This is a genomic window from Zhongshania aliphaticivorans (genome assembly GCF_902705855.1).
In the GTDB taxonomy this organism is placed as follows: Bacteria; Pseudomonadota; Gammaproteobacteria; order Pseudomonadales; family Spongiibacteraceae; genus Spongiibacter; species Spongiibacter aliphaticivorans_B.
Window position 1 is genome coordinate 33,198 of sequence record NZ_CACSIJ010000013.1, and the last position, 26,677, is coordinate 59,874.

At 48.8% G+C, this 26,677-nt stretch carries 26 protein-coding genes; 17 read left to right on the forward strand and 9 right to left on the reverse strand.

All coding sequences use genetic code 11. The features are described from left to right. Positions 1 to 118: 118 nt before the first annotated feature. A complete protein-coding gene (locus GVJ32_RS09815) occupies positions 119 to 1,141 on the reverse strand; it encodes an AraC family transcriptional regulator (protein ID WP_159239886.1) in 1,023 nt (340 codons plus the stop codon). A gap of 193 nt (positions 1,142 to 1,334) precedes the next feature. Between GVJ32_RS09815 and GVJ32_RS09820 the strand changes: the two genes are divergently transcribed. The 7 genes from GVJ32_RS09820 (at position 1,335) to GVJ32_RS09850 (ending at position 10,859) form a co-directional block, all read left to right on the forward strand. Further along, positions 1,335 to 2,543 carry an acetyl-CoA C-acetyltransferase gene (locus GVJ32_RS09820; RefSeq protein WP_159239887.1) on the forward strand — a complete coding sequence of 403 codons (1,209 nt, stop codon included), beginning with the start codon at positions 1,335 to 1,337 and terminating at the stop codon, positions 2,541 to 2,543. Between the two features lie 84 nt (positions 2,544 to 2,627). After that, entirely contained in the window at positions 2,628 to 4,775 is a 2,148-nt protein-coding gene (locus tag GVJ32_RS09825; RefSeq protein ID WP_159239888.1) for a 3-hydroxyacyl-CoA dehydrogenase NAD-binding domain-containing protein, read from the forward strand. A gap of 119 nt (positions 4,776 to 4,894) precedes the next feature. Continuing rightward, entirely contained in the window at positions 4,895 to 6,061 is a 1,167-nt protein-coding gene (locus tag GVJ32_RS09830; protein ID WP_159239889.1) for an acyl-CoA dehydrogenase family protein, read from the forward strand. An 18-nt stretch (positions 6,062 to 6,079) separates the two neighbouring features. Beyond that, a complete protein-coding gene (locus GVJ32_RS09835) occupies positions 6,080 to 6,853 on the forward strand; it encodes an SDR family NAD(P)-dependent oxidoreductase (RefSeq protein WP_159239890.1) in 774 nt (257 codons plus the stop codon). A gap of 83 nt (positions 6,854 to 6,936) precedes the next feature. Next, positions 6,937 to 8,109 carry an acyl-CoA dehydrogenase family protein gene (locus tag GVJ32_RS09840; RefSeq protein WP_159239891.1) on the forward strand — a complete coding sequence of 391 codons (1,173 nt, stop codon included), beginning with the start codon at positions 6,937 to 6,939 and terminating at the stop codon, positions 8,107 to 8,109. A gap of 19 nt (positions 8,110 to 8,128) precedes the next feature. Then, positions 8,129 to 9,262: an acyl-CoA dehydrogenase family protein gene (locus GVJ32_RS09845; protein ID WP_159239892.1), complete on the forward strand. Its 1,134-nt coding sequence runs from the start codon at positions 8,129 to 8,131 to the stop codon at positions 9,260 to 9,262. Between the two features lie 43 nt (positions 9,263 to 9,305). After that, positions 9,306 to 10,859 (forward strand): long-chain-fatty-acid--CoA ligase, encoded by a 1,554-nt coding sequence (locus GVJ32_RS09850; protein ID WP_159239893.1) that lies wholly within the window; start codon positions 9,306 to 9,308, stop codon positions 10,857 to 10,859. Here the strand turns inward: GVJ32_RS09850 and GVJ32_RS09855 are convergent. Beyond that, positions 10,856 to 11,737 (reverse strand): LysR family transcriptional regulator, encoded by an 882-nt coding sequence (locus GVJ32_RS09855; RefSeq protein ID WP_159239894.1) that lies wholly within the window; start codon positions 11,735 to 11,737, stop codon positions 10,856 to 10,858. The two genes, GVJ32_RS09850 and GVJ32_RS09855, sit on opposite strands and share 4 nt — an antisense overlap. A gap of 215 nt (positions 11,738 to 11,952) precedes the next feature. Between GVJ32_RS09855 and cysC the strand changes: the two genes are divergently transcribed. From cysC to GVJ32_RS09870, 3 genes are all read left to right on the forward strand, one after another. Next, complete coding sequence (gene cysC, locus GVJ32_RS09860; RefSeq protein WP_159239895.1) at positions 11,953 to 12,564, forward strand: adenylyl-sulfate kinase; 612 nt, start codon at positions 11,953 to 11,955, stop codon at positions 12,562 to 12,564. Positions 12,565 to 12,673: 109 nt separating this feature from the next. Beyond that, positions 12,674 to 13,870, forward strand: coding sequence for a sulfate adenylyltransferase (gene sat, locus GVJ32_RS09865; protein ID WP_159239896.1), 1,197 nt, complete (start codon positions 12,674 to 12,676; stop codon positions 13,868 to 13,870). Between the two features lie 268 nt (positions 13,871 to 14,138). After that, positions 14,139 to 16,298 (forward strand): molybdopterin oxidoreductase family protein, encoded by a 2,160-nt coding sequence (locus tag GVJ32_RS09870; protein ID WP_159239897.1) that lies wholly within the window; start codon positions 14,139 to 14,141, stop codon positions 16,296 to 16,298. Between the two features lie 3 nt (positions 16,299 to 16,301). Here GVJ32_RS09870 and GVJ32_RS09875 read toward each other — a convergent pair whose 3' ends face one another. Both GVJ32_RS09875 and GVJ32_RS09880 read right to left on the reverse strand, forming a co-directional pair. Further along, the gene (locus GVJ32_RS09875) at positions 16,302 to 16,586 is read right to left on the reverse strand and encodes a VF530 family DNA-binding protein (RefSeq protein ID WP_235035108.1); all 285 of its coding nucleotides are present in this window, start codon (positions 16,584 to 16,586) and stop codon (positions 16,302 to 16,304) included. Continuing rightward, on the reverse strand, positions 16,570 to 16,863 hold the full coding sequence (locus tag GVJ32_RS09880; protein ID WP_159239898.1) for an RNA recognition motif domain-containing protein: 294 nt from the start codon (positions 16,861 to 16,863) through the stop codon (positions 16,570 to 16,572). The genes GVJ32_RS09875 and GVJ32_RS09880 overlap by 17 nt, the downstream gene beginning before the upstream one ends. Before the next feature lie 150 nt (positions 16,864 to 17,013). Here GVJ32_RS09880 and GVJ32_RS09885 point away from each other — a divergent pair, with 150 nt between their 5' ends. After that, positions 17,014 to 17,772: a class I SAM-dependent methyltransferase gene (locus GVJ32_RS09885; protein WP_200841398.1), complete on the forward strand. Its 759-nt coding sequence runs from the start codon at positions 17,014 to 17,016 to the stop codon at positions 17,770 to 17,772. A gap of 5 nt (positions 17,773 to 17,777) precedes the next feature. On the opposite strand, the gene dapE is transcribed toward GVJ32_RS09885, so the two are convergent. Further along, complete coding sequence (gene dapE / locus GVJ32_RS09890; protein ID WP_159239900.1) at positions 17,778 to 18,914, reverse strand: succinyl-diaminopimelate desuccinylase; 1,137 nt, start codon at positions 18,912 to 18,914, stop codon at positions 17,778 to 17,780. Between the two features lie 281 nt (positions 18,915 to 19,195). On the opposite strand from dapE, the gene GVJ32_RS09895 reads away from it, so the two are divergent. Both GVJ32_RS09895 and GVJ32_RS09900 read left to right on the forward strand, forming a co-directional pair. Continuing rightward, positions 19,196 to 20,806: a class I adenylate-forming enzyme family protein gene (locus GVJ32_RS09895; RefSeq protein ID WP_159239901.1), complete on the forward strand. Its 1,611-nt coding sequence runs from the start codon at positions 19,196 to 19,198 to the stop codon at positions 20,804 to 20,806. Between the two features lie 186 nt (positions 20,807 to 20,992). Beyond that, the gene (locus GVJ32_RS09900) at positions 20,993 to 21,181 is read left to right on the forward strand and encodes a hypothetical protein (RefSeq protein WP_159239902.1); all 189 of its coding nucleotides are present in this window, start codon (positions 20,993 to 20,995) and stop codon (positions 21,179 to 21,181) included. Between the two features lie 55 nt (positions 21,182 to 21,236). Here GVJ32_RS09900 and GVJ32_RS09905 read toward each other — a convergent pair whose 3' ends face one another. Then, entirely contained in the window at positions 21,237 to 21,665 is a 429-nt protein-coding gene (locus tag GVJ32_RS09905) for an MAPEG family protein (protein ID WP_159239903.1), read from the reverse strand. A gap of 105 nt (positions 21,666 to 21,770) precedes the next feature. Then, on the reverse strand, positions 21,771 to 22,055 hold the full coding sequence (locus tag GVJ32_RS09910) for a hypothetical protein (RefSeq protein ID WP_159239904.1): 285 nt from the start codon (positions 22,053 to 22,055) through the stop codon (positions 21,771 to 21,773). A gap of 173 nt (positions 22,056 to 22,228) precedes the next feature. On the opposite strand from GVJ32_RS09910, the gene GVJ32_RS09915 reads away from it, so the two are divergent. After that, positions 22,229 to 22,528, forward strand: a complete 300-nt coding sequence (locus GVJ32_RS09915) for a hypothetical protein (RefSeq protein WP_159239905.1) — start codon at positions 22,229 to 22,231, stop codon at positions 22,526 to 22,528. A gap of 14 nt (positions 22,529 to 22,542) precedes the next feature. Next, the gene (locus GVJ32_RS09920) at positions 22,543 to 22,905 is read left to right on the forward strand and encodes a VOC family protein (RefSeq protein ID WP_159239906.1); all 363 of its coding nucleotides are present in this window, start codon (positions 22,543 to 22,545) and stop codon (positions 22,903 to 22,905) included. Between the two features lie 19 nt (positions 22,906 to 22,924). On the opposite strand, the gene GVJ32_RS09925 is transcribed toward GVJ32_RS09920, so the two are convergent. Continuing rightward, on the reverse strand, positions 22,925 to 23,821 hold the full coding sequence (locus GVJ32_RS09925; protein ID WP_159239907.1) for a sterol desaturase family protein: 897 nt from the start codon (positions 23,819 to 23,821) through the stop codon (positions 22,925 to 22,927). 137 nt (positions 23,822 to 23,958) lie between these two features. Here GVJ32_RS09925 and GVJ32_RS09930 point away from each other — a divergent pair, with 137 nt between their 5' ends. Next, complete coding sequence (locus tag GVJ32_RS09930) at positions 23,959 to 24,948, forward strand: AraC family transcriptional regulator (protein ID WP_159239908.1); 990 nt, start codon at positions 23,959 to 23,961, stop codon at positions 24,946 to 24,948. Here the strand turns inward: GVJ32_RS09930 and GVJ32_RS09935 are convergent. Then, positions 24,945 to 25,397, reverse strand: coding sequence for a DUF1499 domain-containing protein (locus tag GVJ32_RS09935; protein WP_159239909.1), 453 nt, complete (start codon positions 25,395 to 25,397; stop codon positions 24,945 to 24,947). The genes GVJ32_RS09930 and GVJ32_RS09935 overlap by 4 nt on opposite strands. A 313-nt stretch (positions 25,398 to 25,710) precedes the next feature. Between GVJ32_RS09935 and ppk2 the strand changes: the two genes are divergently transcribed. Beyond that, positions 25,711 to 26,631, forward strand: coding sequence for a polyphosphate kinase 2 (ppk2, locus tag GVJ32_RS09940; protein WP_159239910.1), 921 nt, complete (start codon positions 25,711 to 25,713; stop codon positions 26,629 to 26,631). The last annotated feature ends 46 nt before the right edge of the window (positions 26,632 to 26,677 follow it).

The following is a 26,677-nucleotide window of genomic DNA, read 5'->3' on the forward strand; positions in this document are numbered from 1 at the left end:
GGGCAATGAGGTGGCGGCTTCGGTATTAGCAAGGGGTCGATTAATGATGACTTATTCCTTGTATTTATGCCTAACATCCCTTTTCTTGATCATATCGCGTTTTTGACTAATGCTCGATTTAAACTTTGAATGAATCAGCCCCTAAGCTGTGATTGTCGCGATACTGGTGCGGTGTCACGCCGGTCCATTTTTTGAAAGAGCGTATAAATGCGCTGGGTTCAGAGAAGCCGAGCTGATAGGAGATGGTCTTGATCTCTCTATTGTCGTGTAACAAATAGCCAATCGCGGTATCTCGAATAAGCTCATTTTTGATCAATCTGTAATCGCAGCCCTCTTGACGAAGTCGGCGACGGAGGGTTTGTGGCGTTAGTCCTAGCGATTGCGCCATGCCTTCGTAGCTCGGGATGTCCGGCAGTGAATTTCTAATAATCCGCCTAATTTGTTCGGTGTAACTGCTGCCTTGATTGGGGGTGTGCAGGAATTCGCTGGGCACGCGTGAAAGGTAGTCTTCTAGCTCGGCGGTTGAGCGAATGATTGGCAGGCTTAGGTATTGGCGATGAAACACAATTTCACTGTGGTCTTGGGCAAAGCGGGTGTCACTGAAAAATAGGTAGTGGTATTCGCCGCTGTGTGACGGTGCGTGGTAGTTGAAATTAACGCGATGAAGGGGGATGGAGCTACCAGTTAACCAGCATAAAAAGCGGTGGTTTATCATAAGGTGCTGTTCGTAAACCCAGTCCGTTAAGGTTAGGCCAAGATCGGCTTGCAGCCGGTAGCTTATATAGTCGCCGCTGCGAATCAGTGCCAAGCTAAAGCCAAAGTCGAATAAGTTATAAAACCTCACATTGCGCTCTATGGCTTGTTCTAAGTCTGCAGCGGTTTGCTGATAGTGAGCAAGAGCGTGGAATGTGCCGTGTTTTTGAGGCTGTCGATAATGCCCCATACCTTCATCGCCGGTGGCGTCGGTTATCCATTTGTTCAGTTGCGAAAGCTGGGTGGGTGTGACTCGGGCGCGCTCACTGGTCACGGTTTTCGGGTCTATACCCGCGCGCTCAAGCAATTCTTCGCAGTAGCGCTTTGGTAGCCCGCAGCCCGATACCATATTGCGTATAAAGGCGATGGAGATGGTTCTGTTTTCCATAAAACACCGAGTGAGTTTGGCCTATATGTTTCCCGGCAAACCAGTTTTTTGCCGCAGGCGCATGCTTGGGAGTTTTCAATGTTAACTTGTAACATAATGTCTATTGTATGTCATTGACGGTCATTGCGAAAAAGGCGCTCGGGGGCGACTCTCTTGTGCACGTAATAATCATGTCAGTCAGGGACAATACACTATGGCTAATACAGCTTTCATCTACGACGCAGTTCGTACACCCCGTGGTAAAGGTAAAAAGGACGGTTCACTACATGAAGTGAAGCCAGTCGACCTGCTTGCCGGCTTACTTAACGGTCTGCGTGATAGACATAATCTTGATACTAGCAAAGTCGATGACGTCATTATGGGTTGTGTTACACCCATCGGTGAACAGGGGTCTTGCATAGCGAAAACTGCTGTATTGAAGGCTGGCTGGGATGAACGCGTAGCCGGTTTTCAGTTGGATCGTTATTGTGCATCTGGATTAGAGGCGGTTAACCTCGCGGCGCAAAAAATCGCGTCGGGCTGGGAAGATCTCCTAGTTGCCGGTGGTGTTGAGTGTATGTCTCGGGTACCGATGGGCAGCAATGGTGGTGCATGGGGCGAAGATCCACAAACTGCATTTGATAGTTCGTTTGTACCGCAGGGTGTGGGCGCAGATTTAATTGCGAACTTAGCAGGATTTAGTCGTGAAGATGTTGATGCCTTTGCACTTAATTCTCAGAAAAAAGCAGCGGCCGCAAGAGACGCTGGTTATTTCGATAAATCGGTTATGCCGGTTAAAGATGAGAACGGTGTAACGATTCTTGAGCGCGATGAGTTTATAAAGCCCGACAGTACCCTAGAAGGTTTGGCGCGGTTAAAGCCTTCGTTTGAGTTCCATGGTTCTTTGGGCTACGACGACATCGCTCTGAGTAAATACCCGCAAGTTGTCAAAATTGACCATATTCATACGCCAGGTAATTCATCAGGTATTGTTGATGGTGCTTCTGCGGTATTGATCGGCAGCGAAAAAATCGGCGCAGAACTAGGCTTAAAAGCTCGCGGCCGTATTGTTGCCGGCGCAGTGACCAGCACTGAGCCAACCATTATGTTGACTGGGCCGGCACCAGCAACTTGGAAGGTCTTGGAAAAAGCCGGTATGTCCATCGACGACATCGACCTGTTTGAAGTCAACGAAGCGTTTGCCTCAGTGGTAATGCGTTTCCAAAAAGAAACCGGCGTACCGAGTGAGAAAATCAACGTCAATGGCGGTTCAATCGCCATGGGCCACCCCCTTGGCGCAACCGGCGCCATGTTAGTTGGCACCTGCCTAGATGAGCTTGAGCGTCGCAATTTGCGCTTTGGTTTGATCACGTTATGTGTCGGCGGCGGCATGGGTATTGCCACGATTATCGAGCGGCTGTAGAGCCAGAAATTTGTAATCAAATTGGCGGCTGATCTGGTGAGCCAGAATCGGCATTGACGACAAAATGAATGAATAGGTAGCGCAATGAGCGGAACATTTAATTATCAAAAAGACAGCAATAACATCGTTACAGTGACTATGGACATGAGTGGTCCAGTCAATGCGATGAACGACGAATATATTGAGTTAATGGGCGCAACAATCGAGCGCTTGGAAGCAGATCGCAATGATATTGCCGGTGTTATTTTAACGTCAGCAAAAAGCTCCTTCTTTGCCGGTGGCGACATTAAAAACATGCTTAAAGCCGTGCCGGGCGTAGATGAGCCAGCCTTGTTTGCACAAACCGAATCCATCAAGAGTTTATTGCGCCGCTTAGAAAAGCTCGGCAAACCAGTAGTTGCTGCCATTAATGGCGCGGCGTTGGGCGGTGGTTATGAAATTTGCTTGGCCTGTCATTATCGCGTGGCATTAAATTCGCCCGCAGTGGCCATTGGCTTACCCGAAGTGAGTTTGGGCTTGCTGCCTGGCGGTGGCGGTATCGTGCGTTTGGTTAGCAAGATGGGCGTTGAAAAAGCCATTATGCCATTGCTGGAAGGTACGCGTTTTACTGCTGAGAAAGCCGCAGCCTTCGGTTTGGTTGAAGAACTTGGTGCAGACACAGACGACATGATGGCCAAGGCGCAAGCGTGGATTTTGGCGAATCCAGAAGCTGCCAACCCTTGGGATGTGAAGGGCTTTAAAATTCCCGGCGGTGACTTACGCAAGCCGAATATTGCTCAGATGATTCAGGGCGCGGTGCCCATGCTAGCGCAGAAAACCAAAGGTTTGATGCCTGCGCCTGAGAAAATTTTAGATGTAATTGCAAATACCTTGCGGGTAGATTTTGACACTGCGCTACGTATTGAAAGCCGTGCGTTGACAAGTTTGGTTACCACGCCACAAGCCAAAAATATGATGACCTTCTTTTTGCAAATGAATCAGGTCAATGGTGGTGGTAGTCGTCCTAAAGACATCGCGAAAAGCAAAGTTAAAAAGGTGGGTATCTTGGGCGCGGGCATGATGGGGCAGGGTATTGCCTATGTGTCTGCGCGTGCAGGTATGGACGTAGTGCTCAAGGACATCAGCCAAGACGCTGCCGACAAAGGCAAAGCCTATAGCGACATGATTTTGAGTAAAGCGATTAGTCGTGGCCGCATGAGTGAAGAGAAAAAGGCCGATATTCTTGGCCGTATTACCGCGACGGTTGATGCCAGTGACCTACAAGGTTGTGACTTAATCATTGAGGCAGTGTTTGAAAGCGTTGATCTGAAACATAGTATGACCAAGGAACTTGAGCCCTTATTGGCCGAGGGTGGTGTGTGGGGTTCTAATACATCTACGCTACCGATTACGTTGTTAGCAGAAGCATCCGCTAAGCCTGAAAACTTTATTGGTATTCACTTTTTCTCGCCAGTAGACAAAATGCCTTTGGTTGAGATTATTGTTGGCGATAAAACCTCTGCAGAAACCTTGGCGAAGGCCTTTGATTATGCACAGCAAATTAAGAAAACCCCGATTGTTGTTAACGACTCTCGCGGCTTCTTTACCTCGCGGGTATTTGGCACCTTTGTTGATGAAGGCGCGGTACTGATCGAAGAAGGCGTTGAGCCAGTGTTGATCGAAAACCTCGCTAAATTAGTCGGCATGCCGGTTGGCCCATTGGCCGTGCACGATGAAGTGAGTCAGCAATTAACCACTAAGATCGTCGCCACTAATCGCGAGCTAAACGAGCGCCTTGGTGACAATATGAATGTTGATACCGCGACTGGCCGTATGTCTAAGGTGTTTGTAGATGAATACCAGCGCAACGGTAAAGCCTACGAAGGTGGTTATTACGATTACGCCGCTGACGGCAGCAAAACCATTTGGCCAACCATTCGCGAGCGTTTTGTGAAGGCGGATGTTGCTGTTTCTAACCATGATATTAAAGAGCGTATTTTATTTAGACAGGTTGTAGAGTCGGTTCGCTGCTTAGAAGAAGGCGTATTGAAATCGGTTGCAGACGGCAACATTGGTTCAATCATGGGTATTGGTTTTCCTCCTTATACTGGTGGTGTATTCCAATATATTAATACCTACGGCGTGCAGAAATTTGCTGATCGTGCCGCTGAGCTAAGCACGCTATATGGCGAGCGCTTTACACCACCCGCGTTGCTATTGAAAAAGGCCGCTGATGGGGACTTGTTTGTTTAACGCAGCTTTATCATAAAAAACAGCGGTGGGAGTTTCTCGCCGCTGATATAAAAAATACTTATTAAGATCTCGATGTTTTGCATCGAGATTTATTTCTTAAAATCCGGAGCACAATTCCTATGTTGCCACGTAATTTTACCGAAGAACAAAATATGTTCCGCTCGGCCTACCGCAAGTTTTTGGAGCAAGAAATTGCACCAAATATAGAGCGCTGGCGCGAGCAGGGTATTGTTGATCGCGAAGCGTTTACCAAGGCCGGTGCGCAAGGTTTTTTGATGATTTGGCCGGAAGAACAATACGGTGGCATGGGCGATAAAGATTTTCGCTTTGAACAAATTATCATCGAAGAAACTAGTCGTATCCACGGTGGTGATTGGGCAAATACCCTGCACAGCCGCTTGGTGGGCCCGTATATCGATCGCTTTGGTAATGACGAGCAGAAAGCGCGTTTCTTACCGAAATGTGCAACGGGCGAAACGATTCTTGCCATTGCAATGACGGAACCAGACGCCGGTTCAGACTTGGCGGGTATGCGTGCCAATGCGAAAGACATGGGCGATCATTGGCTGCTAAATGGCACCAAAACGTATATTACCAACGGTATTAATTCTGACGTGGTGATTGTGGCGGCGAAAACGGATCCTGAAAATAATCCCTATGCTGTGGGTTTGTTTTTAGTTGAGCGCGGTATGGAAGGTTTTGAGCGCGGCCGTAACCTTAAAAAAATGGGGATGAAGGCGCAAGATACTTCAGAACTGTTTTTCAAAGATGTGCGTATTCCAAAAGAAAACGTATTGGGCGATGCCACCAAGGGCTTTATCTATTTGATGGAAGGTTTGGCTGAAGAGCGTCTGATTGGTGCTTGCGGCTTTTTATCTGGCGCCCATCGTGCCTTTGAAGTCACACGGGAATTTACCATGGAGCGTAAAGTCTTCGGTAAGCCACTGTCTAAAATGCAGAATACTGAATTTAAAATGGCAGATTTACGTACCGAAATTGACGTTGCGCAGGCTTACGTGGACCAATGTGTTGCCGCTCACAATGCAGGTTTACTCACCTCTGAAGACGCAGCAAAAGCCAAGCTCTACACCAGTGAGTTGCTGTGCAAAATGGTTGATGAGGGCGTTCAACTTCACGGCGGTGCCGGCTTTATGGATGAATATCCAATTAGCCGCATGTATACCGATGCGCGTATTACACGGATTTTTGCCGGTAGTTCAGAAATCATGAAATTAATTATTGGACGCGATTTGTACTCAGACAAATTCGTTTCATTCTTCGAATAATTAAACGGGAAAGCAGTCATGGATATTAATGGAAAAATTGCTGTAGTTACCGGCGGTGCGTCGGGCTTAGGTGAAGCAACTGTGCGCGCTTATCTTGCCAAGGGCGGCAAGGTCGCGATTTTTGATATGAATGCAGAACGCGGCAATGCCATTGTGGCAGAGCTGGGTGCAGACAATGTGAGCTTTCATAACGTCAATGTTGCCGATGAAGCGTCGGTTGCTACTGCAATAGCAGAGGTAATGGCGAAATTTGGCGCCATTCATATCTGTAACAACTATGCGGGTATCGGCAATGCGATTAAAACCTTGGGTAAGCAAGGTGCTTTCCCATTGGATGCGTATAAAACCGTGATTAACGTGAACTTGGTAGGCACGTTTAACGTAGCGCGCTTGGTTGCCGAGCAAATGGCAAAGAACGCGCCATACGACGGTGCGAATGCGCGTGGTGTGATTATTAATACTGCGTCGGTTGCGGCTTACGAAGGTCAGGTAGGACAGGTTGCTTATAGTGCATCGAAAGGCGGTGTTGTGGGTATGACCTTGCCGATGGCGCGGGATTTAGCGTCTTATGGTATTCGGGTAAACACGATTGTGCCGGGGCTAATTCATACGCCGTTGTTTGAAACCCTATCTGAAGTGGCTTACAAATCTTTAGAGGCCAGCGTAGTAAACCCTCAGCGTCTTGGTCGCCCTGAAGAGATAGCGCACCTGTCTGTCATGATGGCAGAAAACGAATATTTGAACGGCGAATGTATCCGTCTGGATGGTGCAATTCGTATGCAGCCTCGTTAATAGCGGTGATCTTTATTGGCAGTGAGCTGTAAATAACTCGCTGCCAATTCCGTTTTTAGGTACCACGTCAAAAGAGAATTTGTATGCACGCTAAATTTAGCCCTGAGGAACTTGCTTTTCAGGAAGAAGTGCGCGGCTTTATGCGCGACAATTTCACAGCGGACCTTGCCGCCCGCATCCATCATCCAAACACCTTTAGTAAAGCTAGTGTGGAGTGGCAAAAGCTACTTGATGGCAAAGGTTGGGCGGCGAACGGTTGGCCGGTCGAACACGGTGGTACCGGCTGGAGCGCTACACAAAAGTATATTTATACCACCGAGTTAGCTGCAGCAGGTGCGCCTGATGTGGTGCCTATGGGTATAAAAATGGTGGCGCCTGTTTTATACAGCTTCGGCTCAGACGAGCAAAAAGCGCGCTTTCTTCCTAAAACAAAATCATCTGATATCTGGTGGTGCCAGGGATATTCCGAACCGGGCGCAGGCTCAGATCTGGCCGCTTTGCAAACCCGTGCGGTGCGCGATGGCGACGATTATATTATTGATGGTACAAAAATCTGGACGACGTTTGCGCAGTACGCCGATTGGATATTTTGCCTTGTCCGCACTGACAACACCGGCAAGCCGCAGCAGGGTATTTCATTTTTGCTAATAGACATGAAAACCCCCGGTATTACCGTGTCGCCTATTATTTCAGTGGACGATGAACACCACCTCAATGAAGTGAATTTTGAGAATGTTCGGGTGCCGGTAGCGAATCGTATTGGTGAGGAAAATCAGGGTTGGACCTACGCGAAAGCATTGCTGACCTACGAGCGTACTGCTTTATCCGGCGTTGGTTACTGTAAACGGATATTGACCAATATTCGCGGACTGGCTAGTCAGGTGTCAGCGAGTGGAAGTCGTTTAATTGATGATAGTGATTTTCGAGCCCGCCTAGCCGACGTAGAGATGGAGGTGATGGCGCTAGAGTTTTTAGAGCTCAGAGTATTAAGCGATTTAGATAGCGGTGGGGCGCCGGGTATGGAATCGTCCTTGTTGAAGCTTAAAGGTACTGAATTACAGCAAGCCGTTCAGTCTTTACAGTGGGATGTAGCCGCAGGCTTTGGCGGGGTGCTGCCAGATGCCGACAACGCGCTTTGGGAGAGTGACGGCAATAGAGCCAGACGCGAATACATGTTTGGTCGCGCTTGTACCATTTTCGGTGGCAGCAACGAAGTGCAGCGCAACATCATTGCTAAATTTGCGCTCGGTCTGTAAGCGCGCTAGGGGATAAATAATGGATTTTTCATTAACTGAAGAACAGGTCATGCTGAAAGACAGCGTGGCAAAATTTCTCGCTGATAATTATGCACCAGAGCAGCGGGAAGCAGTGATTAAAAACGAAGCGGGTTTTAGTGCTGAGCATTGGGCTACGTTTTCTGAGCTGGGCTGGTTAACCATTCCTTTTTCGGAAGCGCTTGGTGGTTTTGGCGGTAACGTCGCTGATGTGTCAGCGGTAATGGAAGAGTTTGGCAAAGTATTGGTGGTTGAGCCGTATTGGTCGTCAATTGTGTTAGCCGGCCAGCTGATGGCACGTTGTACAAACGACGAGCTTAAAAGCCGTTCAATGCCTCAGGTGATTTCTGGCGAGGCGCAATATAGCTTTGCATGGCTAGAGCCGCAGAGTCGTTTTTCACTCAGCCACCTCAGTGCTACGGCTATTAAACAGGGCGATAGCTACTGTCTCAATGGCGAAAAGAAATTAGTGCTTAACGCCAAGGCAAGCCACTTTATTATTGCTGCTCGTACGAGTGGTGATGTGGCTAGTGAGTCAGGCATTAGTTTATTTGTGGTAGATGCGGCTAACCCGGCTTTGAAAAAAGAGTCTGTTCGCTTAATGGATGGTCAGCTTGCCTGCAATATTCAATTCACCGATCTTTTGATTAGTCAGGATGACATGCTCACTGCAGAGGGTGAGGCATATCCATTAATCGCTGAGGTCGTCGATGAAGCATTGGTTGCGCTGTGCGCAGAGGCTGTCGGCGCAATGACCTATCTTTATAAAGCGACCGCAGAATACGCCAATACACGTAAGCAATTTGGTGTGGCTATTGGTAGCTTTCAGGCCTTACAACATCGTATGGTTGATATGTTCATGGCGACAGAGCAATGTCGTTCTTTATTAGTTAGAGCCCAGTGTGCGATCTTGGACAATAGCGCGGAGCGCAGCCAAGATGTTGCAGTACTGAAAGCGATGGTGGGCAAGTACGGTCGTAAGGTGGCAGAAGAAGCGGTGCAAATGCACGGCGGTATGGGGGTGACGAATGAGATGCCCATAGGTCATTATTTGAAGCGCCTAATGATGATTGATATGTATTTTGGTGGCTCAGACACCCATCGTCGCCGGTTTAGCGATATGCGGTATCTTTAAGTTATTTTGCGTTGAAAAATAAATATAACAGCAGAGGGATGTGATGAAACTATTTAATAATTTGAATGACCACACCAAATTTCATGCGCGTATTCGTGGCGACATGATGATGGCGAGTGACAGTAAAAAGACTCTGAATTATGCCGAGGCATGGGACTACATCAATGTAATTGCCGCACATATTCAGTCTAGCGGAATTTCTAAGGGTGATCGGGTGGCGATTTTAGCCAAGAACTCGGTTGATAATTTGTGTGTCTTCCTCGCTTGTGCTCGTATCGGTGCGGTAGTGGTGGGCTTGAATTATCGCTTAGCACCGGCCGAAGTTGAATTTATTGCCAGCAACGCCGATGTACAAATGCTGTTTTTTGATCAAGAGTTTGATGGTCTGCGCGGTGAGTATTTGCGCGCTAAAACCTGTGTATGTATTGATAGTGATAGCAGTGCTCCGCATCTGCCGAGCTGGTTACAAAGTCCAGCGACTTTGAATGAAGTCGAAATAAACGGCGACGACATACTGTTTCAAATGTATACCAGTGGCACCACAGGTTTGCCTAAGGGCGTGCTTGTTAGCCATTACAATGTGCTGGCCAATACCTACCAAGCCCCAATGACGACGGGCAAGGGCGGACGAGTTGGTGAGCGTGGCTTGGTCATCGCACCGACCTTCCATGCGGTGGGCTTAGTCGGTTCACTGTTAGGTGTAATCTATGGCGGCTCGATGATTATTCATAGTGATTATGATCCAGTCGGTATGATTGAAACCCTCGCCAAAGAGCACATCAGCACTGTGGCGGTTATTCCTGTGATGTTGCAGTTCTCATTGGCGATGGTGCCAAATATAAAGGACTACGACTTCTCTGAGTTACACACGATCAATTACGGCGCCTCGCCTATTTCTGAGTCTTTATTACAGCAATGTATGGACGCCTTTGGCTGCGACTTTGTGCAGGGTTATGGTCAGACCGAATCGACTATGGCGCTGACGTTCCTCACTGCAGATGACCATAAAAAAGCCCTTGCTGGCCGCCCTGAGTTATTGCGCTCCTGCGGGCGTGCTGTCTTTGGTACTGACATTAAAATTGTTGGCAATGACGGGCAGGAATTGCCCTTGGGTGAGATCGGTGAAATTGTCGCCAAAGGCCCACAAGTGATGCAGGGCTATTGGAAGAACCCAGAAGCAACGGCAAAAACCGTGGTTGATGGTTGGTTGCATACCGGCGATGCCGGACGCATGGATGAAGAGGGTTATATCTATATTCAAGACCGCGTGAAAGACATGATCATTTCCGGAGGCGAGAATATCTATCCCGCAGAAATTGAAAATCACTTAATGTCTCATGAGCAGATTCAGGATGTCGCCGTCATCGGCGTGCCGGATCAAAAGTGGGGAGAAGTGCCGCTTGCCGTCGTGGTGTCGGGTGGTCAACCAGAGCTTAGCGCAGAGGAACTTACCGAGTTTTGTCGCGGTAAATTGGCGGGATATAAAATCCCCCGCAAGGTGGAGTACGTTGCAGCATTGCCGCGTAACCCAACGGGCAAAGTCTTGAAGAAAGATATTCGGGTGATGATGGCGGAGAAGTATCCACCTATTGCTTAAGTCATTTTCCGGCAAAGCTCTACCCAAAATTCAACGGCAGCTTTCTTGTGTCGTTGTTTGGGTAGGGCGAAGTAAAACGTTCGCGTCATATCTCGATTTGCTAGGGTGAGCGGTACTAAATCGCCGTTGCGAAAGTCGTTTTGTAGTACAACCTTAGACAGACAGCCAATCCCCAATCCCGATTCTACTGCGCTTTTAATCGCTTCGTTGTGTTTGAATTCACGGTAAATTTCAATTTCTGGGAGTAGGCCGGCAAGGGCGCGGTCGAAGGTGTGACGGGCGCCAGAATCTGGTTCGCGTAAAATCCAGCGGGCTTCTTTAATATCCTTATCCTTTAGCACGCCTTTCTTTGCCAAAGGGTGTGAGGCGCTGCAAAACACCACGAGCTCGTCTTCTTTCCACGGGATCAGCTCTAGTTCGCGGTGCTGAACCTCCCGTTCAATCATGCCCACGTCTACCTCGTAATTGAGCACTTTGGCGACAATGTCGGGGGTGTTGGCGGTTTCAAATTGCACATCAGCGTCGGGGTAGTTCTCTAAATAGTCCGCGAGGTAGCGCACCACAAGGTGATTGCCGATGGTAAAGCTGGCGCCGACCCGCAAATGGCCAATATCAGCATGACGCTTTAAGGCGTCGTCGAATTGTTGGCAATGGGCGAATAAGGTTTCCGCCTCTTTGCGCAGAGTGTGGCCGATGGCATTAAGTTTGATTTTGTTACCTTGGCGATCAAATAGGCTGACACCGTAGGCCTTTTCTAAATTTTGTAATGAGGCGCTAGCTGCAGACTGGGACAGACATAGCTGGTCTGCCGCCTTGGATACACTCTGGTATTTGGCAACAGACAGGAATATTTCGAGTTGGCGAATGCTGAAGTTCATAGTGAGGTTCACTTCGTTTTTATAGTGCGGTGTTTAGTGTAGCTCAAGTCAGTTTTAGTATCGATAAAACCGATACTGACTATAATAATATCCCGTTTTACTTGTGATAAGAATGCTTTTAGTATGGCGACCTGTTATCGCAGTGGTGTTCAGAAGGTTTTAAAACACCTCAGCTGCCTAGGTTTTGATTTTTAATATCCAGTGGAGATAGATGAATGACCGACGTTAAAGCAACGAATGTGTATTGGCATGACGGCGAAGTAAGCCGCGAAGACCGCAACACGCTACTGAAGCAAAAGGGCGCAACCCTGTGGTTCACTGGTTTGTCTGGTAGTGGTAAAAGCACCGTCGCTGTTGCTTTGGAAAAGGCCTTGATGGAAAAAGGTCACCTTTGCTACCGTCTAGATGGCGATAACATCCGCTTGGGCATCAACAAAAACCTAGGTTTCAGTGCCGAAGATCGTACGGAAAACATCCGTCGTATTGGCGAAATCTCTAAACTGTTCGTCGACACTGGCGTTATCGTATTGTCGAGCTTCGTTAGCCCTTACCGCGCAGACCGCGACATCGTTCGCGATTTGCACGATGCCGGCGACATGGACTTCATCGAAGTTCACGTAGATGTGCCATTAGATGTTGCCGAGCAGCGCGACCCTAAAGGCTTGTACAAAAAAGCACGCGCTGGCGAGATCAAAAACTTTACCGGTATTTCTGATCCATACGAAGCGCCGCTGAAGGCTGAATTGGTATTGAATAGCCATGAGCAAAGTTTGGAAGAAGAAGTAGAAATCTTGCTGGCTCTGATGACCGAGCGCGGAATTATTTAAACCGTGACGGACGTCGGCGGTCTGACGTCTGACGCCCGCCCTGAATTTATGTTTTCGTCCGACGTCAGACACCCGACGTCCGACATTTTAACTAACGGAGTTACCCATAATGATCAAACCACATGGCGCCGACGCGCTTATCCCATTATTCGTATCTGATGCTGATCAGCACAAAGCCCTGACTGCAGAAGCAGAAACTCTGCCATCACTATTAGTTAGTTCTGCTGCCGCAGCTAACGCGGTTATGCTGGGTGCAGGTTATTTCACCCCCTTAAAAGGTTATATGAATCTTGCTGATTCTATGGCGGTTGCTAAAGACCTTTGCACAACTGACGGTTTGTTCTGGCCCGTACCTATTGTGAACCTGAGCAAAGATGCTCAAGGTATTACTGCTGGTCAGCGTATCGCTCTGCGTGATCCCAATGTTGAAGGCAATCCTGTTCTTGCGATTATGGATGTTGAAGCGGTAGAGACTGTTAGCGCTGAGCAAATCGATTTCATGGCCGAGAATATCTTTGGCACATTGGATGAGAAGCATCCCGGTGTACAAACCTTTAAAGGACAGGGCAACACCTTGTTGTCTGGCCCTATTCAGGTTCTGAACTTCTCTTACTTCCAAGCTGATTTCCCAGAGACTTTCCGTACCGCGGTTGAGATTCGCAATGAAATCGCTGAGCGCGGTTGGAACAAAGTCGTTGCTTTCCAAACCCGTAACCCAATGCACCGTGCCCACGAAGAACTTTGCCGCATGGCAATGGACGACCTAGGTACGGATGGTATTCTGATCCACATGTTGTTGGGCCAATTGAAGCCAGGTGATATTCCAGCTCACGTACGTGACGCGTCTATCCGTAAAATGGTTGATGTTTACTTCCCTAAAAACACCGTGATGATTACCGGCTACGGCTTCGACATGCTATACGCTGGCCCACGCGAAGCAGTATTACACGCCTTGTTCCGTCAAAATTGTGGTTGTACTCACCTGATCGTTGGTCGTGATCACGCCGGTGTGGGTGATTACTACGGCGGATTTGATGCGCAAACTATCTTCGACGAAAAAGTGCCAGCGGGCGCAATGGACATCGAAATCTACCGTGCAGACCACACTGCTTACTCGAAGAAACTTGATAAAGTTGTGATGATGCGCGATGCGCCAGACCATGAAAAAGAAGACTTCGTATTACTGTCAGGTACCAAAGTACGTGAAATGCTGGGTGCGGGTATTGCGCCACCACCAGAATTCTCACGCCCTGAAGTGGCTAAGATTTTGATGGATTACTATCAAATCGAAGACGCAAAAGGCTAAGCTTAGATCGCCGTGTAATTTTGCGGCGAGCCTTTAAAAACCGGAGCTAAGTGGCTCCGGTTTTTTTTTGCTCTGAAAAAAGTAATGGGGTGCTCTTTGTTTTTAGTGCAATTCAAATAGCTGCTCGTTGGATTTGTTAGTAGGGCATAGAGAAATTGTGGCTGCTATTGGCAGCAATGCGATGTGATCAGTGATAGCATCGATCTAATTCCGGCGCAGATAGCGCTGCCTAAAATGATAATAATGGGTCTATGTCGAGGGAGTCAGTATGAGTCTCAATACGCAGCATTACCGCACATGTAATCTATGTGAAGCCATGTGCGGCGTTGAAATTACCGTCGAAAATGAACAGATCACCAGTATTAAGGGCGATGCCGAGGACAGCTTTAGTCGCGGCCACATCTGCCCCAAAGCCCTAGCCTTAAAAGATTTATACGAAGACCCAGACCGCATTCGTGTGCCAATGGAAAAGGTAAACGGTGAATGGCGTGAACTGAGCTGGAAAGAGGCTTTCGACAAGGTCGCGGCACGTATTAAAGCGCTGCAGGCTGAGCACGGCAATGATTCCTTGGGTGCATACCTAGGCAACCCCAATGTGCATAACACCGGCTCACTGTTAATGAGCGGCGGGCTGCTGCGGGCCTTAAAAACCAAGAATAAGTTTTCGGCCACCTCGGTAGATCAGCTTCCCCATCATATTGTGTCGTGGAAGTTGTTTGGCCATCAGTTGAAAATTCCAGTACCCGATATAGATAACACCGATCACTTTCTGATCTTCGGCGCCAACCCGCTGGCCTCGAATGGCAGCATTATGAGTGTGGCCGATGTTAAGCAACGACTCAAAGATGTTCGCACGCGCGGTAAAGTCGTGGTGGTTGATCCTCGCCGCACCGCGACGGCGGAGCTTGCCGACGCGCATCATTTTGTGCGGCCCGGTACAGATGTTTTAGTCTTGCTGGCAATGCTGCATGTGCTGTTTGAAGAGGGGCTAGTCAACACGGCAAATGTGGCTAAGTATTTAGACCAAGGCCCAATGAGTTTGGTCGATAAATTCAGCGCGTATAGCCCAGAAAAAGTGGCGCCGCTAACGGGGATGTCTGCAGAGGTGATTCGTGGCTTGGTTCGAGATTTCTGCGCGGCAAAAGCGCCGGTCATGTATGGACGTTTGGGGGTGTCAGTGCAGGAATTCGGCACCCTTAGTCAGTATCTCATCATGTTGTTTAATATTCTCACTGGTCGTCTGGATAGTGTTGGCGGCCTAATGTTCACTAAACCTGCAGTCGATATTTTGGCTCAAAGCGGCAAGGGAAATATGGGCCGCTTTCATAGTCGCGTACGGGGCTTGCCGGAGTTTAATGGTGAGTTGCCGGTTGCGGTGTTAGCGGAAGAAATAAGCACACCGGGAGACGGACAGATTAAGGGCATGCTGCTGATGGCCGGCAATCCAGTGCTGTCTACGCCCAATGGTGAGCAATTGGATCGGGCGTTTAAGGGCTTAGATTTACTGGTTGCTGTCGACTTTTACATTAATGAAAGTAGCCGTCATGCCGACTTTATCTTGCCGCCGGTGAGCCCCTTAGAGCGTGAACATTACGATGTGATATTTAATGTCTTGGCGGTGCGAAATAATGCCCGCTACGCCAAAGCATTATTTCCGCGCAAGGCGAATGCCCGGCACGATTGGGAAATTCTGTTGAGCTTGCGAGATCGCCTGCAGCCAGCGCGAGACTTTAAAGAAAAGCTCGGCCGCCAATTAATGCGACGTGCTGGGCCATCAGGCCTGCTCACCTTACTTTTACGGCAGGGGCCGTATGGCGGCGGCTTAAATCCCTTTAAAGGTTTATCTTTGACTAAGCTGAAGAAGACGCCACACGGTGTTGATTTGGGTGCACTAAAACCCGCCTTGCCAAAGGGCTTATATCATCGCGACCGGAAAATTCATTTAGAGGCGGAGTTCTTTCTAAGTGATTTGGCGCGGGTGGATGCTAAATTCTTTAATCAAGACACTGCGCCAGATAAGTTCTTACTTATTGGCCGCCGCGATGTGCGCAGTAATAATTCTTGGCTGCACAATAGTCACCGCTTGGTAAAAGGAAAATCTCGCTGTACCGCTCTGATAAACCCGCTAGATGCACAGGCGCTGGCTATTGCCGATGGCGATTTAGTGAGGGTGAGTTCACGGGTGGGTAGTGTTGAATTGGCGGCTCAACTCAGCGATGAAATGATGGCGGGGGTGATTAGTATTCCCCACGGCTGGGGGCACAAGCTTAGCGGTACGCAATGGCAAACCGCGCAGGATCATGCCGGTGTGAGCGTGAACGATCTCACTGACGAAATGCATATCGATGCGCTGTCTGGTAACGCGGTGTTAAACGGTGTGCCGGTGACGCTGGCGGCAGTTGCAGATACCGCCGCGATTAGCGCGTAATACTTAAGACTTGCGAGCGGGGCGTTGGCTGCGAATATACAGCGCTTCTACTTTTTGCCGCGCCCACGGTGTGCGGCGCAAAAATTTAAGGCTAGATGACACGCTGGGGTCGTCGGTAAAGCATTTAATTTTTATACGGCGTCCCAGCTCTTCCCAGCCGAACTGGGCTTCCAGCCGAGTGATTACCATCTCTAGCGTCAGACCGTGTAGTGGATCTTTAGAGCCGGAACTTGAACCTGAATTTACAGCAGCGGCGGGCGGCGTCGAGTCTTTAGACTTCATCGTCATCGCTAGCTTCTACGTCATCACTGGTAGTTGACTCTACGGTAGGCTCTGCTTTCTTAACGCGAATTTTAAAGCCGGCAATGATCTTGCCGTTCAGATTTTGCATGGCGACTTTTGCTTCACCGGCCTTGGGCATGTTCACAAAGCCAAAACCCTTGGACAGATTCGCGTCTTCGTCTCTGACTAAGGTAAGTGACTGCACACTGCCGAATTCTTCAAACAGATCTAAAAGCTCTGCTTCGGTGGTGGTGCGGTTTAAATTGCGGATCAATAATTTCATGGGGCTGCCGTCGTTGTAATATGGCGTGGATTATAGCTGGTATGGATATTATCTTCGCCTGCTATCTTTGTAGGAAAAGGCCTTGGCGGCTGTTCGCGCCGCGCTAAATATCCTAACATCATGCCCTTACTCATTGCAGACAGAATTTTTGTGACCGCATCGTCAATCCCTCTTGTCTTGAATACCGCCAGCAGCAGCGCAGATTTAGCGCAAAGGCTGGGTCTGCGCTTGGTTGATGATTGGAGCGAACAGGCAGATCAAGTGCATGTGTTTTTTGATGGCGAACGCTTGGTTGTCGGCCTGCCGCCGGTGAATCGGGAACACCCTGTGGCGGTGGATTTCGAATTGGCGCTGCGCAACCGTCATCCGGGCAAAGAGTTATTAATAAAGGCAGTGGGCGGCAGTCGCAACCGTGCCAGCGTCGTAGACGCAACAGCAGGTCTTGGCCGCGATAGTTTTTTAATGGCGAGTTATGGCTGCACCGTCACGCTGTGTGAGCGTATGCCGGTGGTGGCTGCCTTGCTGGCCGATGGTTTACGTCGCGCCGAAGGGTCTTACGAGTGCGTTGAGATTGCGCGACGAATGCGTTTGCACGAAGGCAGTGCGATGGATTATCTGGCGAACTTGGCAGAGGAAGCCTGTCCCGATGTGGTGTATTTAGATCCGATGTTTCCGGTGTCGGGAAAGTCGGCGCTGGTGAAAAAAGAAATGCGCTTATTCCATTCTTTGGTGGGCTTAGATGAAGACAGTGATGCGTTGCTGGATTTGGCCTTGCAGCGCGCCCGCCACCGTGTGGTGGTCAAGCGCCCGCCAAAAGCACCGTATTTAGCCGAGCGCAAACCGCAGTTATCGGTTGCGGGTAAGGCGGTGCGCTTTGATATTTATCCTCTAAAGGCCTTCGCTAAATAGCGCGCTTAGGCCAGTAGTTCTTTCAGTATCCCTTCGTACATCAGCGACAATTTATCTAAATCCTCGGCTTTAACGCATTCATCTACTTTGTGAATGGTGGCGTTAACCGGCCCAAGCTCTACAACCTGGGCGCCGGTGGGGGCAATAAAGCGACCATCAGAGGTGCCACCTGCGGTAGATAAAATTGTGTCAGTGCCCGTTACCGCTTTAATTGCGGCTTGCGCGGCTTCTACCAGTGGGCCCTCGGCGGTTAAAAAGGGCTGACCACTTAAATTCCATTCAATACTGCAATCGAGTTCGTGTTTATCGAGTATGGCTTGGGTGCGGGCTTTTAATATGTCGGCAGTTAATTCGGTGGAAAAGCGAAAGTTAAACACCACCTCTAGCTCACCGGGAATCACATTTGTTGCGCCGGTACCGCCATTGATATTAGAGATTTGGAAGGAGGTTGCGGGAAAGAAGTCGTTCCCCTCGTCCCATACTTCAGCCGCCAGTGCCGCCAGTGCCGGCGCAGCGGCGTGAATAGGGTTGTTTGCCAAATGCGGATAGGCGACGTGACCTTGTATGCCACGCACTGTCATGACTGCGCCTAGAGAGCCACGGCGACCATTTTTGATCACGTCACCTACGCTATCTGTTGACGAGGGTTCACCGACTAAGCACCAGGTGATTTTTTCGTTTTGCTGCTCTAACCACTCCACGACTTTGACGGTGCCATTAATGGCGGGGCCTTCTTCGTCACTGGTAATTAAAAAGGCGATGCGGCCACTGTGGTCGGGGTGGGCTGCAACAAAATTCTCGCAGGCGGTAATCATAGCCGCCAGGCTGCCCTTCATATCTGCCGCGCCGCGCCCGCGCAACATACCGTCTTGAATGACGGCTTCAAAGGGTTGGGTTTGCCAATTGGCGGCGGGGCCGGTAGGTACCACATCGGTATGGCCGGCAAAACAGAATATCGGGCCGCTGCTGCCGTGGACCGCCCAAAAGTTGTCAACATCGCCAAAACGCAGTGACTGGCATTGGAAGCCAATCTTCTCTAAACGCGCCATCATCATGGCCTGACAATCGGCATCGGCGGGAGTAACTGAAGGCCGTTCAATGAGGTCACAAGCGAGCTGCAGGGTAGGAGAGAGTGCTGTCATAGGGGCTGATTTCGGCTTTTGTATATTGGGTCTAAGGAGTCGAGGCGTGGGCCTGCGTATAAGCGCGCCATTCTAACAGAATCTAAGCACGCTGACAGGCACCGCCGGCGGCGACGGCAAGGACTGACCGAAACACTCAATGCCACCCCAAATGAGTGGAAATGTCATAGAGGGTGGGGCTTAGCTTGGCTATGATCATATTCATACTGTTAACGCTGCCCTTACATCTGTCATCTAGGCGGCGCGCTTTAAACATCATAATGATAATCAGGGGAAGAGCTATGAGTACGGATTTGGACATCGCGGTGGCTGCCGTTGAATTTGATTTTGCAGATCAGGATATTCCACAGCGCCTGCGCCATTGGGCGCGGGTCAAGCCCGATCATCCCTTTATGATTTGGGAGCCACGCTCAGGAGAAGATCGCCGCTGGAGCTACCAAGACTTCGATGACGAAACCGGAAAAATCGCTGCGGGTTTGTACGCCAAGGGTGTGCGCAAACACGACAAGATAATGATTCACGCTGAGAATTGTCCAGAAATGGTATTGGCGTGGTATGCCTGCGCCAAAATCGGTGCGGTGGGCGTTACTACCAATACCCGTAGCGTGGGCGGAGAAATTGAATATTTTGCCCGCCACACAGAAGCGGTCGGTGCGATTACCCAGCCTAAATTTTTTGAAGAAGTTCGTAAAAGTGCGACCAGTCTTAAATGGATTGTGAGCACCGATAATAATTCCGGCGAAGTCGCTGAAGAATCAATTGACGGCGCGGATGCGTTCAGCAGCTTGTACGGCGATGCCGCTTCACTGCCAGCGCGCCCAGCGGAACCGATGTTGCCAGCGGGCATTATGTTTACCTCAGGTACAACCTCATTGCCTAAAGCGGTAGTGCATACCCATGCCAATGCCTTGTGGTCTGGCAATATGGGTTCGCAAAGTATGGGCATGGATACCGATAGCGTGTATTTGGGCTTTTTGCCCTTTTTCCATGTTAACTGCCAAAGCTGGGCATTTTGGGGATCTTTGGGTGTCGGTGCGACGGCGGTGTTGTTGCCCAAGTTTTCGGCAAGCCGGTTTTGGGAAATTATTGAAAAACACCAAGTCAGCCACTGCTCAATGATTCCCTTTGTCTTTAAAGCGATTGGTATGCAAGCGGTGCCGGAAAAGCACAGCTTGAAAGTGATGCCGATGGGCATTATTTGGAAAGAGATAGAAGGCTGGCTCAAGGCCAAGCCCTTTGCCAGTTGGGGCATGACGGAAACGGTTACCCATGCCACACGATCAGACTTTGTTAGCGATTGGCCACAGGGCTCTATCGGCAAACCCACACCGGGTTACCACTTGGCGGTGGTGAATCCAGACACTGGCGCGATGTGTAAAAAAGGTGAAATTGGTGAGTTGTGGGTGCAGGGCACGCGCGGCGTAAATATCTTCCTTGAGTATTATAAAAACGAAGAGGCCATGGCCAAATCATTCACACCTAATGGCTGGTTCAAGACGGGAGATATGGTCAGCGTTGGCGACGAAGGTAATTTCTATTTTACCGACCGCGACAAAGACGCCCTCAAAGTTGGCGGGGAGAACGTCTCAGCCCGCCAAGTAGAAGAGGTCTGCATGCAGGTGCCGGGCGGCGGTGTGGGCGAAGTCGCGATCGTTGCAAAATCTCATGACATGCTAGACATGGTGCCGGTGGCATTTGTAATCAAAGGCTGGGGAGCACCAGAAGACGAAGCCGCTTTTGGGCAGGCGATCATTGATCACTGCAAAGCTAATCTTGCAGATTTTAAAGTGCCCCGTGCGGTGTATTTTGTTGAGGACTTTCCGCGCGCAACCTTAGAAAAAGTGGCTAAAAATAAGCTGCGGGAAATGGCAGACGAGATGCCGGAGGTATAAGGTTTGGCTATTTTGACGGAGGTCGCGAAAGCGGCCTTTTTTGTGTCTGCTCGATATTTTTGTGGTGTTGCTGACTTGTCATAAAACCATCCTAATTTTGTCATCTGCGAGGTATAGCATTCGTGGTGCTGAAAAGCGCTATGCGCTAAGGCTTCCGAATATTAGATGAGCTAGAAGGGTTGTGATATGGATCGGTATATTAAGCAACATGGCACTTACTCCAACTTACATCAGCAGCATGTTAGAGCTGAAATCTCTCGGCAGATCGATGATTTTTTAAATAATGGTGGCAAAATAGAGCAGCTGAACGGCCCCCAGTTTCAACCGCATCGCGCAGTACGTATTACTAATGCGATGATTACCGAAGCACTATAAATGACATTGAAGTGGCATATCGCTAAAACGGGATATGCCACTTGTTACGATTTAATTACATTAAAATAATCATTGCTGCATTGATCGCCATAATGAGCAGGGCGATAGATGTTAGCAAAAAGATGGTAAATCGTAGCATTACCTTATTCACGGTTGCGTGTACTAGGCTATGTAAAATACGCCCCCCCACATAAATCCACGCAAGTGTTAAATTAAGACCGTCTCCGCTGCCAATAAGCGCCAGTAAAAACGCAGTTGCATAAAAAATTGTGGGCTGTTCTAGCAGGTGATTGTAGTTGTCTGCCTTCCACTGGGTTTTTGCTGGTAGTTTCAGTGCAAGTTCACTAGTGCGCTCACCGGCTTCTGGTTTTAATTTTAGTTTTGCTATCATCGGTAGACGAACCAGCGCCATCCAAAATAACATCACGAAAGTCCATAAAATAAGAACGATGATTGGTGTAAATATGGGGGAGTGTTGTAGCATCTCAAAACCTCATTATTGTTGTTAATTCTATATTATCGTTGTTGTTTGATAATTTCTCTACAGCTTATTGTTGGGTGCTTCTCGCGTCTATTTCGAATTGACGGCTTAGTTAATTTTTTCTGGCGTGTACTGAATCTGCGTAACTTGTATGTTGATACCGGCGGCACCTAATTTGTCCTTGATCAATTGATTTAACGGCGTGTCTTGAATAGCCGCGGCCAGCGAGTCGGCGGTGAATACACAGCGAATTGCTAGGCTGCTGGGAAAGCGCTTGTAGTCGACGGTGTGAGTCAGCCATAAAAATCCCTGAGTGTGGTCTAAGGCGTAGTCACAGACTTCGGTGAGCTGTATTCGAATGCTATTGTCTAATTTTTTATCGTTTTTCCGCATGGCTACTCGAGAGGTTCAGTCGACATAAGTTTCGAATACTACGTGTGGCCTGCGACAGCAGCAATCGTTCATATCACTTTCGGTCTCAAACGAGAATCAATTGCACTTTTAGCGTGTAAAAAGGTCATATTGAATTGGAAGCTATACACATAAATTGAAACTAAGGGCGAATAATGAAAACGACAATAGTGATGTTAGCGATTGTATTGCTGTTTGGTACCGTTGGTGTGTTCGCCAAGCCTCCCAATGGTGAGTTGCCGCGAGGTTTGCAGAAAAAAGTTGCTGAAGGTCAGCAATTGCCCCCAGGCTGGCAAAAGAAGTTGATGGTTGGTCATCGCCTAGAGCCTAATATTTACGCTCATGGTCGTGTTATTGTGCCAGTGGATGATCGCGGTCATATTATTGTTATGGTCGAGGACCGCCGCTTGCGATTAATACAAGCTACATTAGAAATTATCGAAATACTGAATTAGGCGGAGGTTTATTTATGAATATTCATGGAAAGATAAATTATATTGAATTACCCGCCGCCGATATCGAAGCGGTAAAAGCGTTTTTTACAAAGGCTTTCGGTTGGTCATTTACTGACTACGGCCCAGATTACACCGCGTTTGCTGATGAAGGTTTAGATGGCGGATTTTATCGCGCCGACTTGTCTGCCAGTACCGCGAATGGCAGCGCCCTAGTTGTATTCTATAGTGAGACCCTTGAAGAAACGCGGAACACAGTTGTGTTGTCTGGCGGCACAATCTTGAAAGAAATTTTTGATTTCCCCGGTGGTCGCCGTTTTCATTTCGCAGACCCCAACGGCAATGAATTTGCGGTGTGGTCAGAGCCTGCAGAAAAATAACTGCTGTAGGTTTTCTGCGCTAAACTTTCTCTACAGACGGTGATTCGATCTGCGCCTGTTGGCGATCACCGTACTGCTCATCTGCCCATTCAGGGTGTTTGTAAAGAATACGTAAATCCTTATAGCGCCAAACGTCTTGGGCCATTTCTGCCCAGCCGTGCACCTGTAAATAGAAGGGGTTATAGGGCTTTGCGGGCATGTGAGTGACACCGTATTTGATTTCGCCAGCATGATCTTCATCCCGAAATGTACCAAATAGCTTGTCCCAGAAAATGAAAATTCCTCCAAAGTTGCGATCAATCTGCGCGGCGTTACTGCCGTGGTGAACGCGGTGATGGGATGGCGTGTTCATGACTTTTTCTAATACACCTAGCTTGCGTATTTGTTCTGTGTGCAAGAAGAACTGATAGACCAGATTGCCTTCTATAGCGAGTAATACCCAATTTTTGTCGAAGCCGACCAGCGCGGCGGGAATCCACCAAAGCACCCAGCTGCCAGAAAATGCAAAGGTGAAGTTTTGTCGCAAGGCGGTGGAAAAATTCATGTGCTCCGATGAGTGGTGGGTGATATGGCCGCTCCAGAACCAGCGGACCTTGTGCATCATGTAATGGTTTATGTAAAAGCAAAAATCAATGAAGACGATTAAGGCTAATACGCTGAGTACCGACGCGCCGGGATTCCATTGCAGGCCGTACTGATAAACCCAGAGGTAAAAGGCTTGAATAAATAATGCGACGGCGATGCCATCCACTATTTTGTAGGAGAAGCCTGCGGCTAAATTCGCTACGGTCTCGCGGGGGTGGTAAACCCCAGTTTTGCCACTGCGACGAATATAGAGATATTCCGCGCCGATGACCGCAAGGAAAACTGCGCCAAAGGCGGAGACGAAGAATAGGGCGTGGAGTACGTCTTGCACGTGAATACCTCACAAGGATGAATCAGATAGTGCCATCTTAGCGGGATATTACAAGCTAGGATTGACCTTCAAAGCCAAGTTTTTGACATTTACTGCCATGGCCGTAATGATACGGGAATAAATAATGGGGAATAATTATGCTTGCAGAGTTGCAGGTGAGCGGCGATTTAGCGGGTTTACTGCGGGATTATTTGGAGAAGCAGGGCGACACCCACTGCGAGCTATACACTGGGTTGCAGTCGTTCAGCGCGAATAATCGTATGAGCTTTGGGCAGTGGTGGGGCTTGCTAGATAAATTGCAGGCGCGCTTCCCTGATCGTCATGTGGGATTAGAACTCGGTGAGTTGGTGCGCTCGTCCCATTTGGGTGTTATTGGTTATCTCACCTTGGCCAGTGATACCGTCGCCGGCGCCTTGGCAGCGTTCCAGAGGTATCAGCGTCTTTTACATGATGGCGATAAGGCATCGATTCGCCTTGATGATGGAGTAATGACGCTGTTTTGGAGCAGTGATTATGGTCCGTCTACTCGCTTGTCTGACGAGGTCTTGTTGGCAGGCTTATTGAATTTTATTCGGCTGATGAGCGGTAATTCTGCACTGGCGCCTGTTCAGGTTGATTTCACCTTTGCGTCGCCAGCAAATGTCCACGTTTATGAAATGGCTTTCGGCTCGCCAGTGTTTTTTTCCCAGCCTCATACTGCACTGCATTTTCCTGCTGAGTATTTGAGTTTGCCGGTTAGTAATAGTGACCCCGGTTTGCGGGCGCTGCTAGAGCGGCAAGCGCAGGCGTCGATAGCCGTATTGCCGCAAAAAGAGAGTTTTATTCAAGCATTACGCACTGCGTTATTGCGTGGCTTACAAAGTGGTCGAGCTGGTTCTGCTGGGGTGGCCGCTATGCTCAATATGTCTGAGCGAACTTTGTTTCGCCGATTAAATGATCAAGGACTGGTTTTTAAACACGTTCTGTCGCAGATCCGTATGCAGCTTGCTCAGGAATACCTGGCCGACGCGCGGCTCACTCAAAGCGAGATTGCCTTGCTACTAGGCTATTCAGAACAAAGCGCGTTTAGCCGCGCATTTAAACGTGAAACCGGCATGACGCCGCGGCAATTTCAAATGCAGAGCTAGTCGTTTTTGTCAGCAGTGAACAGCGCGCGCAAGGTTTCAACACGCTCGCGATTCACTTCAAAATCGTAGTAGCCGATACGTGACGAGCTGCGGACATCGACTTTGTTCTGAGTCGGTGAATACAGTAATTCCACGTCATCTTTGTAGCGCATAATCGCTGTGCTGCTAACCGCATGCAGGTAGTTGGTATCGCGTGCAGCTACCTCAGTGCGCGGCATGGTCAGCAGTAATTGCTGCAGTCGTTGCCAGTCCTGCGCTGAGTTAACCGCTATCGGTGCAATATATTTATCGCTGTCTTTTTCAGTGCTCGACACGCAATGCGGCGCCGACGGGCAGTCTTGAAATTGTCCCTTACTAGCACCGAGCTGCGGTGCGCTACACGCTATGAGTTGGGTGCCCGCTAATAAAGTGGTCGCGGCATAAGCTGTCAGGCGTATTTGTTTGATCATAGGAACCTCTATGAGACCTTTGCACGATAGTTATTTTGCCCTCTGCCGGCGTCAAAATCGTACTCAATCGGTCATTTATGAGTATAAACTCCCTCATTCCGTGCGATTTTTCCTTGCCAGAGAACAAAATTCCCGCTCGTGCAAAGATCTATCTATATTTGTTTTATTGCCGTTCTACGTAAGAAGTGGGTTGTTGGAGTTTTAGCGTGTAATGAATTTTTATACTTTGTGTGATGCCTCTTCAGTCTTGCATAAAACTGTCACATAAACTCAATAAGCTAGTTGAAAGGCTATCAACAGTGGGGCAATGGGCATGAATTTAGATGAGCGCTTAGTGATGGATCGAATTAAAGACGATTTGCTCGACAGTTACGATGAAGAGTTAGAACTGGAATTAGAGGATCATTTTGACGAAGGTACGTTCTCAAATAATGTAGACCCTAGTGTTCAAGAAGAGCGTAAGCTGGCACGTCGAGTATATTTTAAAGAGCTATTTCGTCTACAAACCGAACTGGTAAAACTGCAAGACTGGGTGGCTGATAGTGGCCATAAGGTTGTGGTGATATTTGAGGGACGCGATGCGGCGGGCAAGGGTGGCGTCATCAAACGTATTACCCAGCGCTTAAACCCGCGTATTTGTCGTATAGCTGCATTACCTGCACCGAATGAGCGCGAACGTACGCAGTGGTATTTTCAACGCTATGTGTCGCATTTACCGGCGGCGGGTGAAATCGTCTTGTTTGATCGCAGCTGGTATAACCGTGCGGGTGTCGAGTGGGTGATGGGGTTTTGTGACGATAATGAATATCAGGAATTCTTTCATACCGTACCGGACTTTGAGCGCATGCTGTCTCGTTCAGGTATTCAGGTCATTAAATATTGGTTTTCAATTTCTGACGAAGAGCAGTACTCGCGTTTTTTGAGCCGTGTGCATGACCCCTTAAAACAGTGGAAGCTGAGTCCCATGGATTTAGAATCGCGCCGACGCTGGGAGCAATACACCAAGGCTAAAGAAATAATGCTCGCTCGTACTCATATAGATGAAGCACCGTGGTGGGTGGTTGAGGCTGTTAACAAAAAGAAAGCGCGCTTGAATTGCATCAGCCATCTTTTGAGCCAGATTCCGTATCAAGAGGTAAAGCGCCCCTTGATAGAATTACCGGCAAGGGAAAATAACGCGGACTACATTCGTCAGCCGGTACCAAAGGAGATGTTTATACCAGAGTTATATTAAGCGTTTAGATTTTAAGCGTACGCAACTAGTGCGGAATTTATTACTC

What these genes read in the sequence shown, in the direction of transcription:
- GVJ32_RS09900 (WP_159239902.1), top strand. Translation starts at nt 20,993, where the DNA reads ATGGATCGGTATATTAAGCAACATGGCACTTACTCCAACTTACATCAG.
- GVJ32_RS09895 (WP_159239901.1), top strand. Translation starts at nt 19,196, where the DNA reads ATGAGTACGGATTTGGACATCGCGGTGGCTGCCGTTGAATTTGATTTT.
- GVJ32_RS09850 (WP_159239893.1), top strand. Translation starts at nt 9,306, where the DNA reads ATGAAACTATTTAATAATTTGAATGACCACACCAAATTTCATGCGCGT.
- GVJ32_RS09915 (WP_159239905.1), top strand. Translation starts at nt 22,229, where the DNA reads ATGAAAACGACAATAGTGATGTTAGCGATTGTATTGCTGTTTGGTACC.
- GVJ32_RS09825 (WP_159239888.1), top strand. Translation starts at nt 2,628, where the DNA reads ATGAGCGGAACATTTAATTATCAAAAAGACAGCAATAACATCGTTACA.
- GVJ32_RS09920 (WP_159239906.1), top strand. Translation starts at nt 22,543, where the DNA reads ATGAATATTCATGGAAAGATAAATTATATTGAATTACCCGCCGCCGAT.
- GVJ32_RS09935 (WP_159239909.1), bottom strand. Translation starts at nt 25,397, where the DNA reads ATGATCAAACAAATACGCCTGACAGCTTATGCCGCGACCACTTTATTA.
- GVJ32_RS09905 (WP_159239903.1), bottom strand. Translation starts at nt 21,665, where the DNA reads ATGCTACAACACTCCCCCATATTTACACCAATCATCGTTCTTATTTTA.
- GVJ32_RS09830 (WP_159239889.1), top strand. Translation starts at nt 4,895, where the DNA reads ATGTTGCCACGTAATTTTACCGAAGAACAAAATATGTTCCGCTCGGCC.
- dapE (WP_159239900.1), bottom strand. Translation starts at nt 18,914, where the DNA reads ATGACAGCACTCTCTCCTACCCTGCAGCTCGCTTGTGACCTCATTGAA.
- GVJ32_RS09820 (WP_159239887.1), top strand. Translation starts at nt 1,335, where the DNA reads ATGGCTAATACAGCTTTCATCTACGACGCAGTTCGTACACCCCGTGGT.
- sat (WP_159239896.1), top strand. Translation starts at nt 12,674, where the DNA reads ATGATCAAACCACATGGCGCCGACGCGCTTATCCCATTATTCGTATCT.
- GVJ32_RS09910 (WP_159239904.1), bottom strand. Translation starts at nt 22,055, where the DNA reads ATGCGGAAAAACGATAAAAAATTAGACAATAGCATTCGAATACAGCTC.
- GVJ32_RS09835 (WP_159239890.1), top strand. Translation starts at nt 6,080, where the DNA reads ATGGATATTAATGGAAAAATTGCTGTAGTTACCGGCGGTGCGTCGGGC.
- GVJ32_RS09880 (WP_159239898.1), bottom strand. Translation starts at nt 16,863, where the DNA reads ATGAAATTATTGATCCGCAATTTAAACCGCACCACCACCGAAGCAGAG.
- ppk2 (WP_159239910.1), top strand. Translation starts at nt 25,711, where the DNA reads ATGAATTTAGATGAGCGCTTAGTGATGGATCGAATTAAAGACGATTTG.
- GVJ32_RS09845 (WP_159239892.1), top strand. Translation starts at nt 8,129, where the DNA reads ATGGATTTTTCATTAACTGAAGAACAGGTCATGCTGAAAGACAGCGTG.
- GVJ32_RS09840 (WP_159239891.1), top strand. Translation starts at nt 6,937, where the DNA reads ATGCACGCTAAATTTAGCCCTGAGGAACTTGCTTTTCAGGAAGAAGTG.
- GVJ32_RS09815 (WP_159239886.1), bottom strand. Translation starts at nt 1,141, where the DNA reads ATGGAAAACAGAACCATCTCCATCGCCTTTATACGCAATATGGTATCG.
- GVJ32_RS09870 (WP_159239897.1), top strand. Translation starts at nt 14,139, where the DNA reads ATGAGTCTCAATACGCAGCATTACCGCACATGTAATCTATGTGAAGCC.
- GVJ32_RS09855 (WP_159239894.1), bottom strand. Translation starts at nt 11,737, where the DNA reads ATGAACTTCAGCATTCGCCAACTCGAAATATTCCTGTCTGTTGCCAAA.
- GVJ32_RS09875 (WP_235035108.1), bottom strand. Translation starts at nt 16,586, where the DNA reads ATGACGATGAAGTCTAAAGACTCGACGCCGCCCGCCGCTGCTGTAAAT.
- GVJ32_RS09930 (WP_159239908.1), top strand. Translation starts at nt 23,959, where the DNA reads ATGCTTGCAGAGTTGCAGGTGAGCGGCGATTTAGCGGGTTTACTGCGG.
- cysC (WP_159239895.1), top strand. Translation starts at nt 11,953, where the DNA reads ATGACCGACGTTAAAGCAACGAATGTGTATTGGCATGACGGCGAAGTA.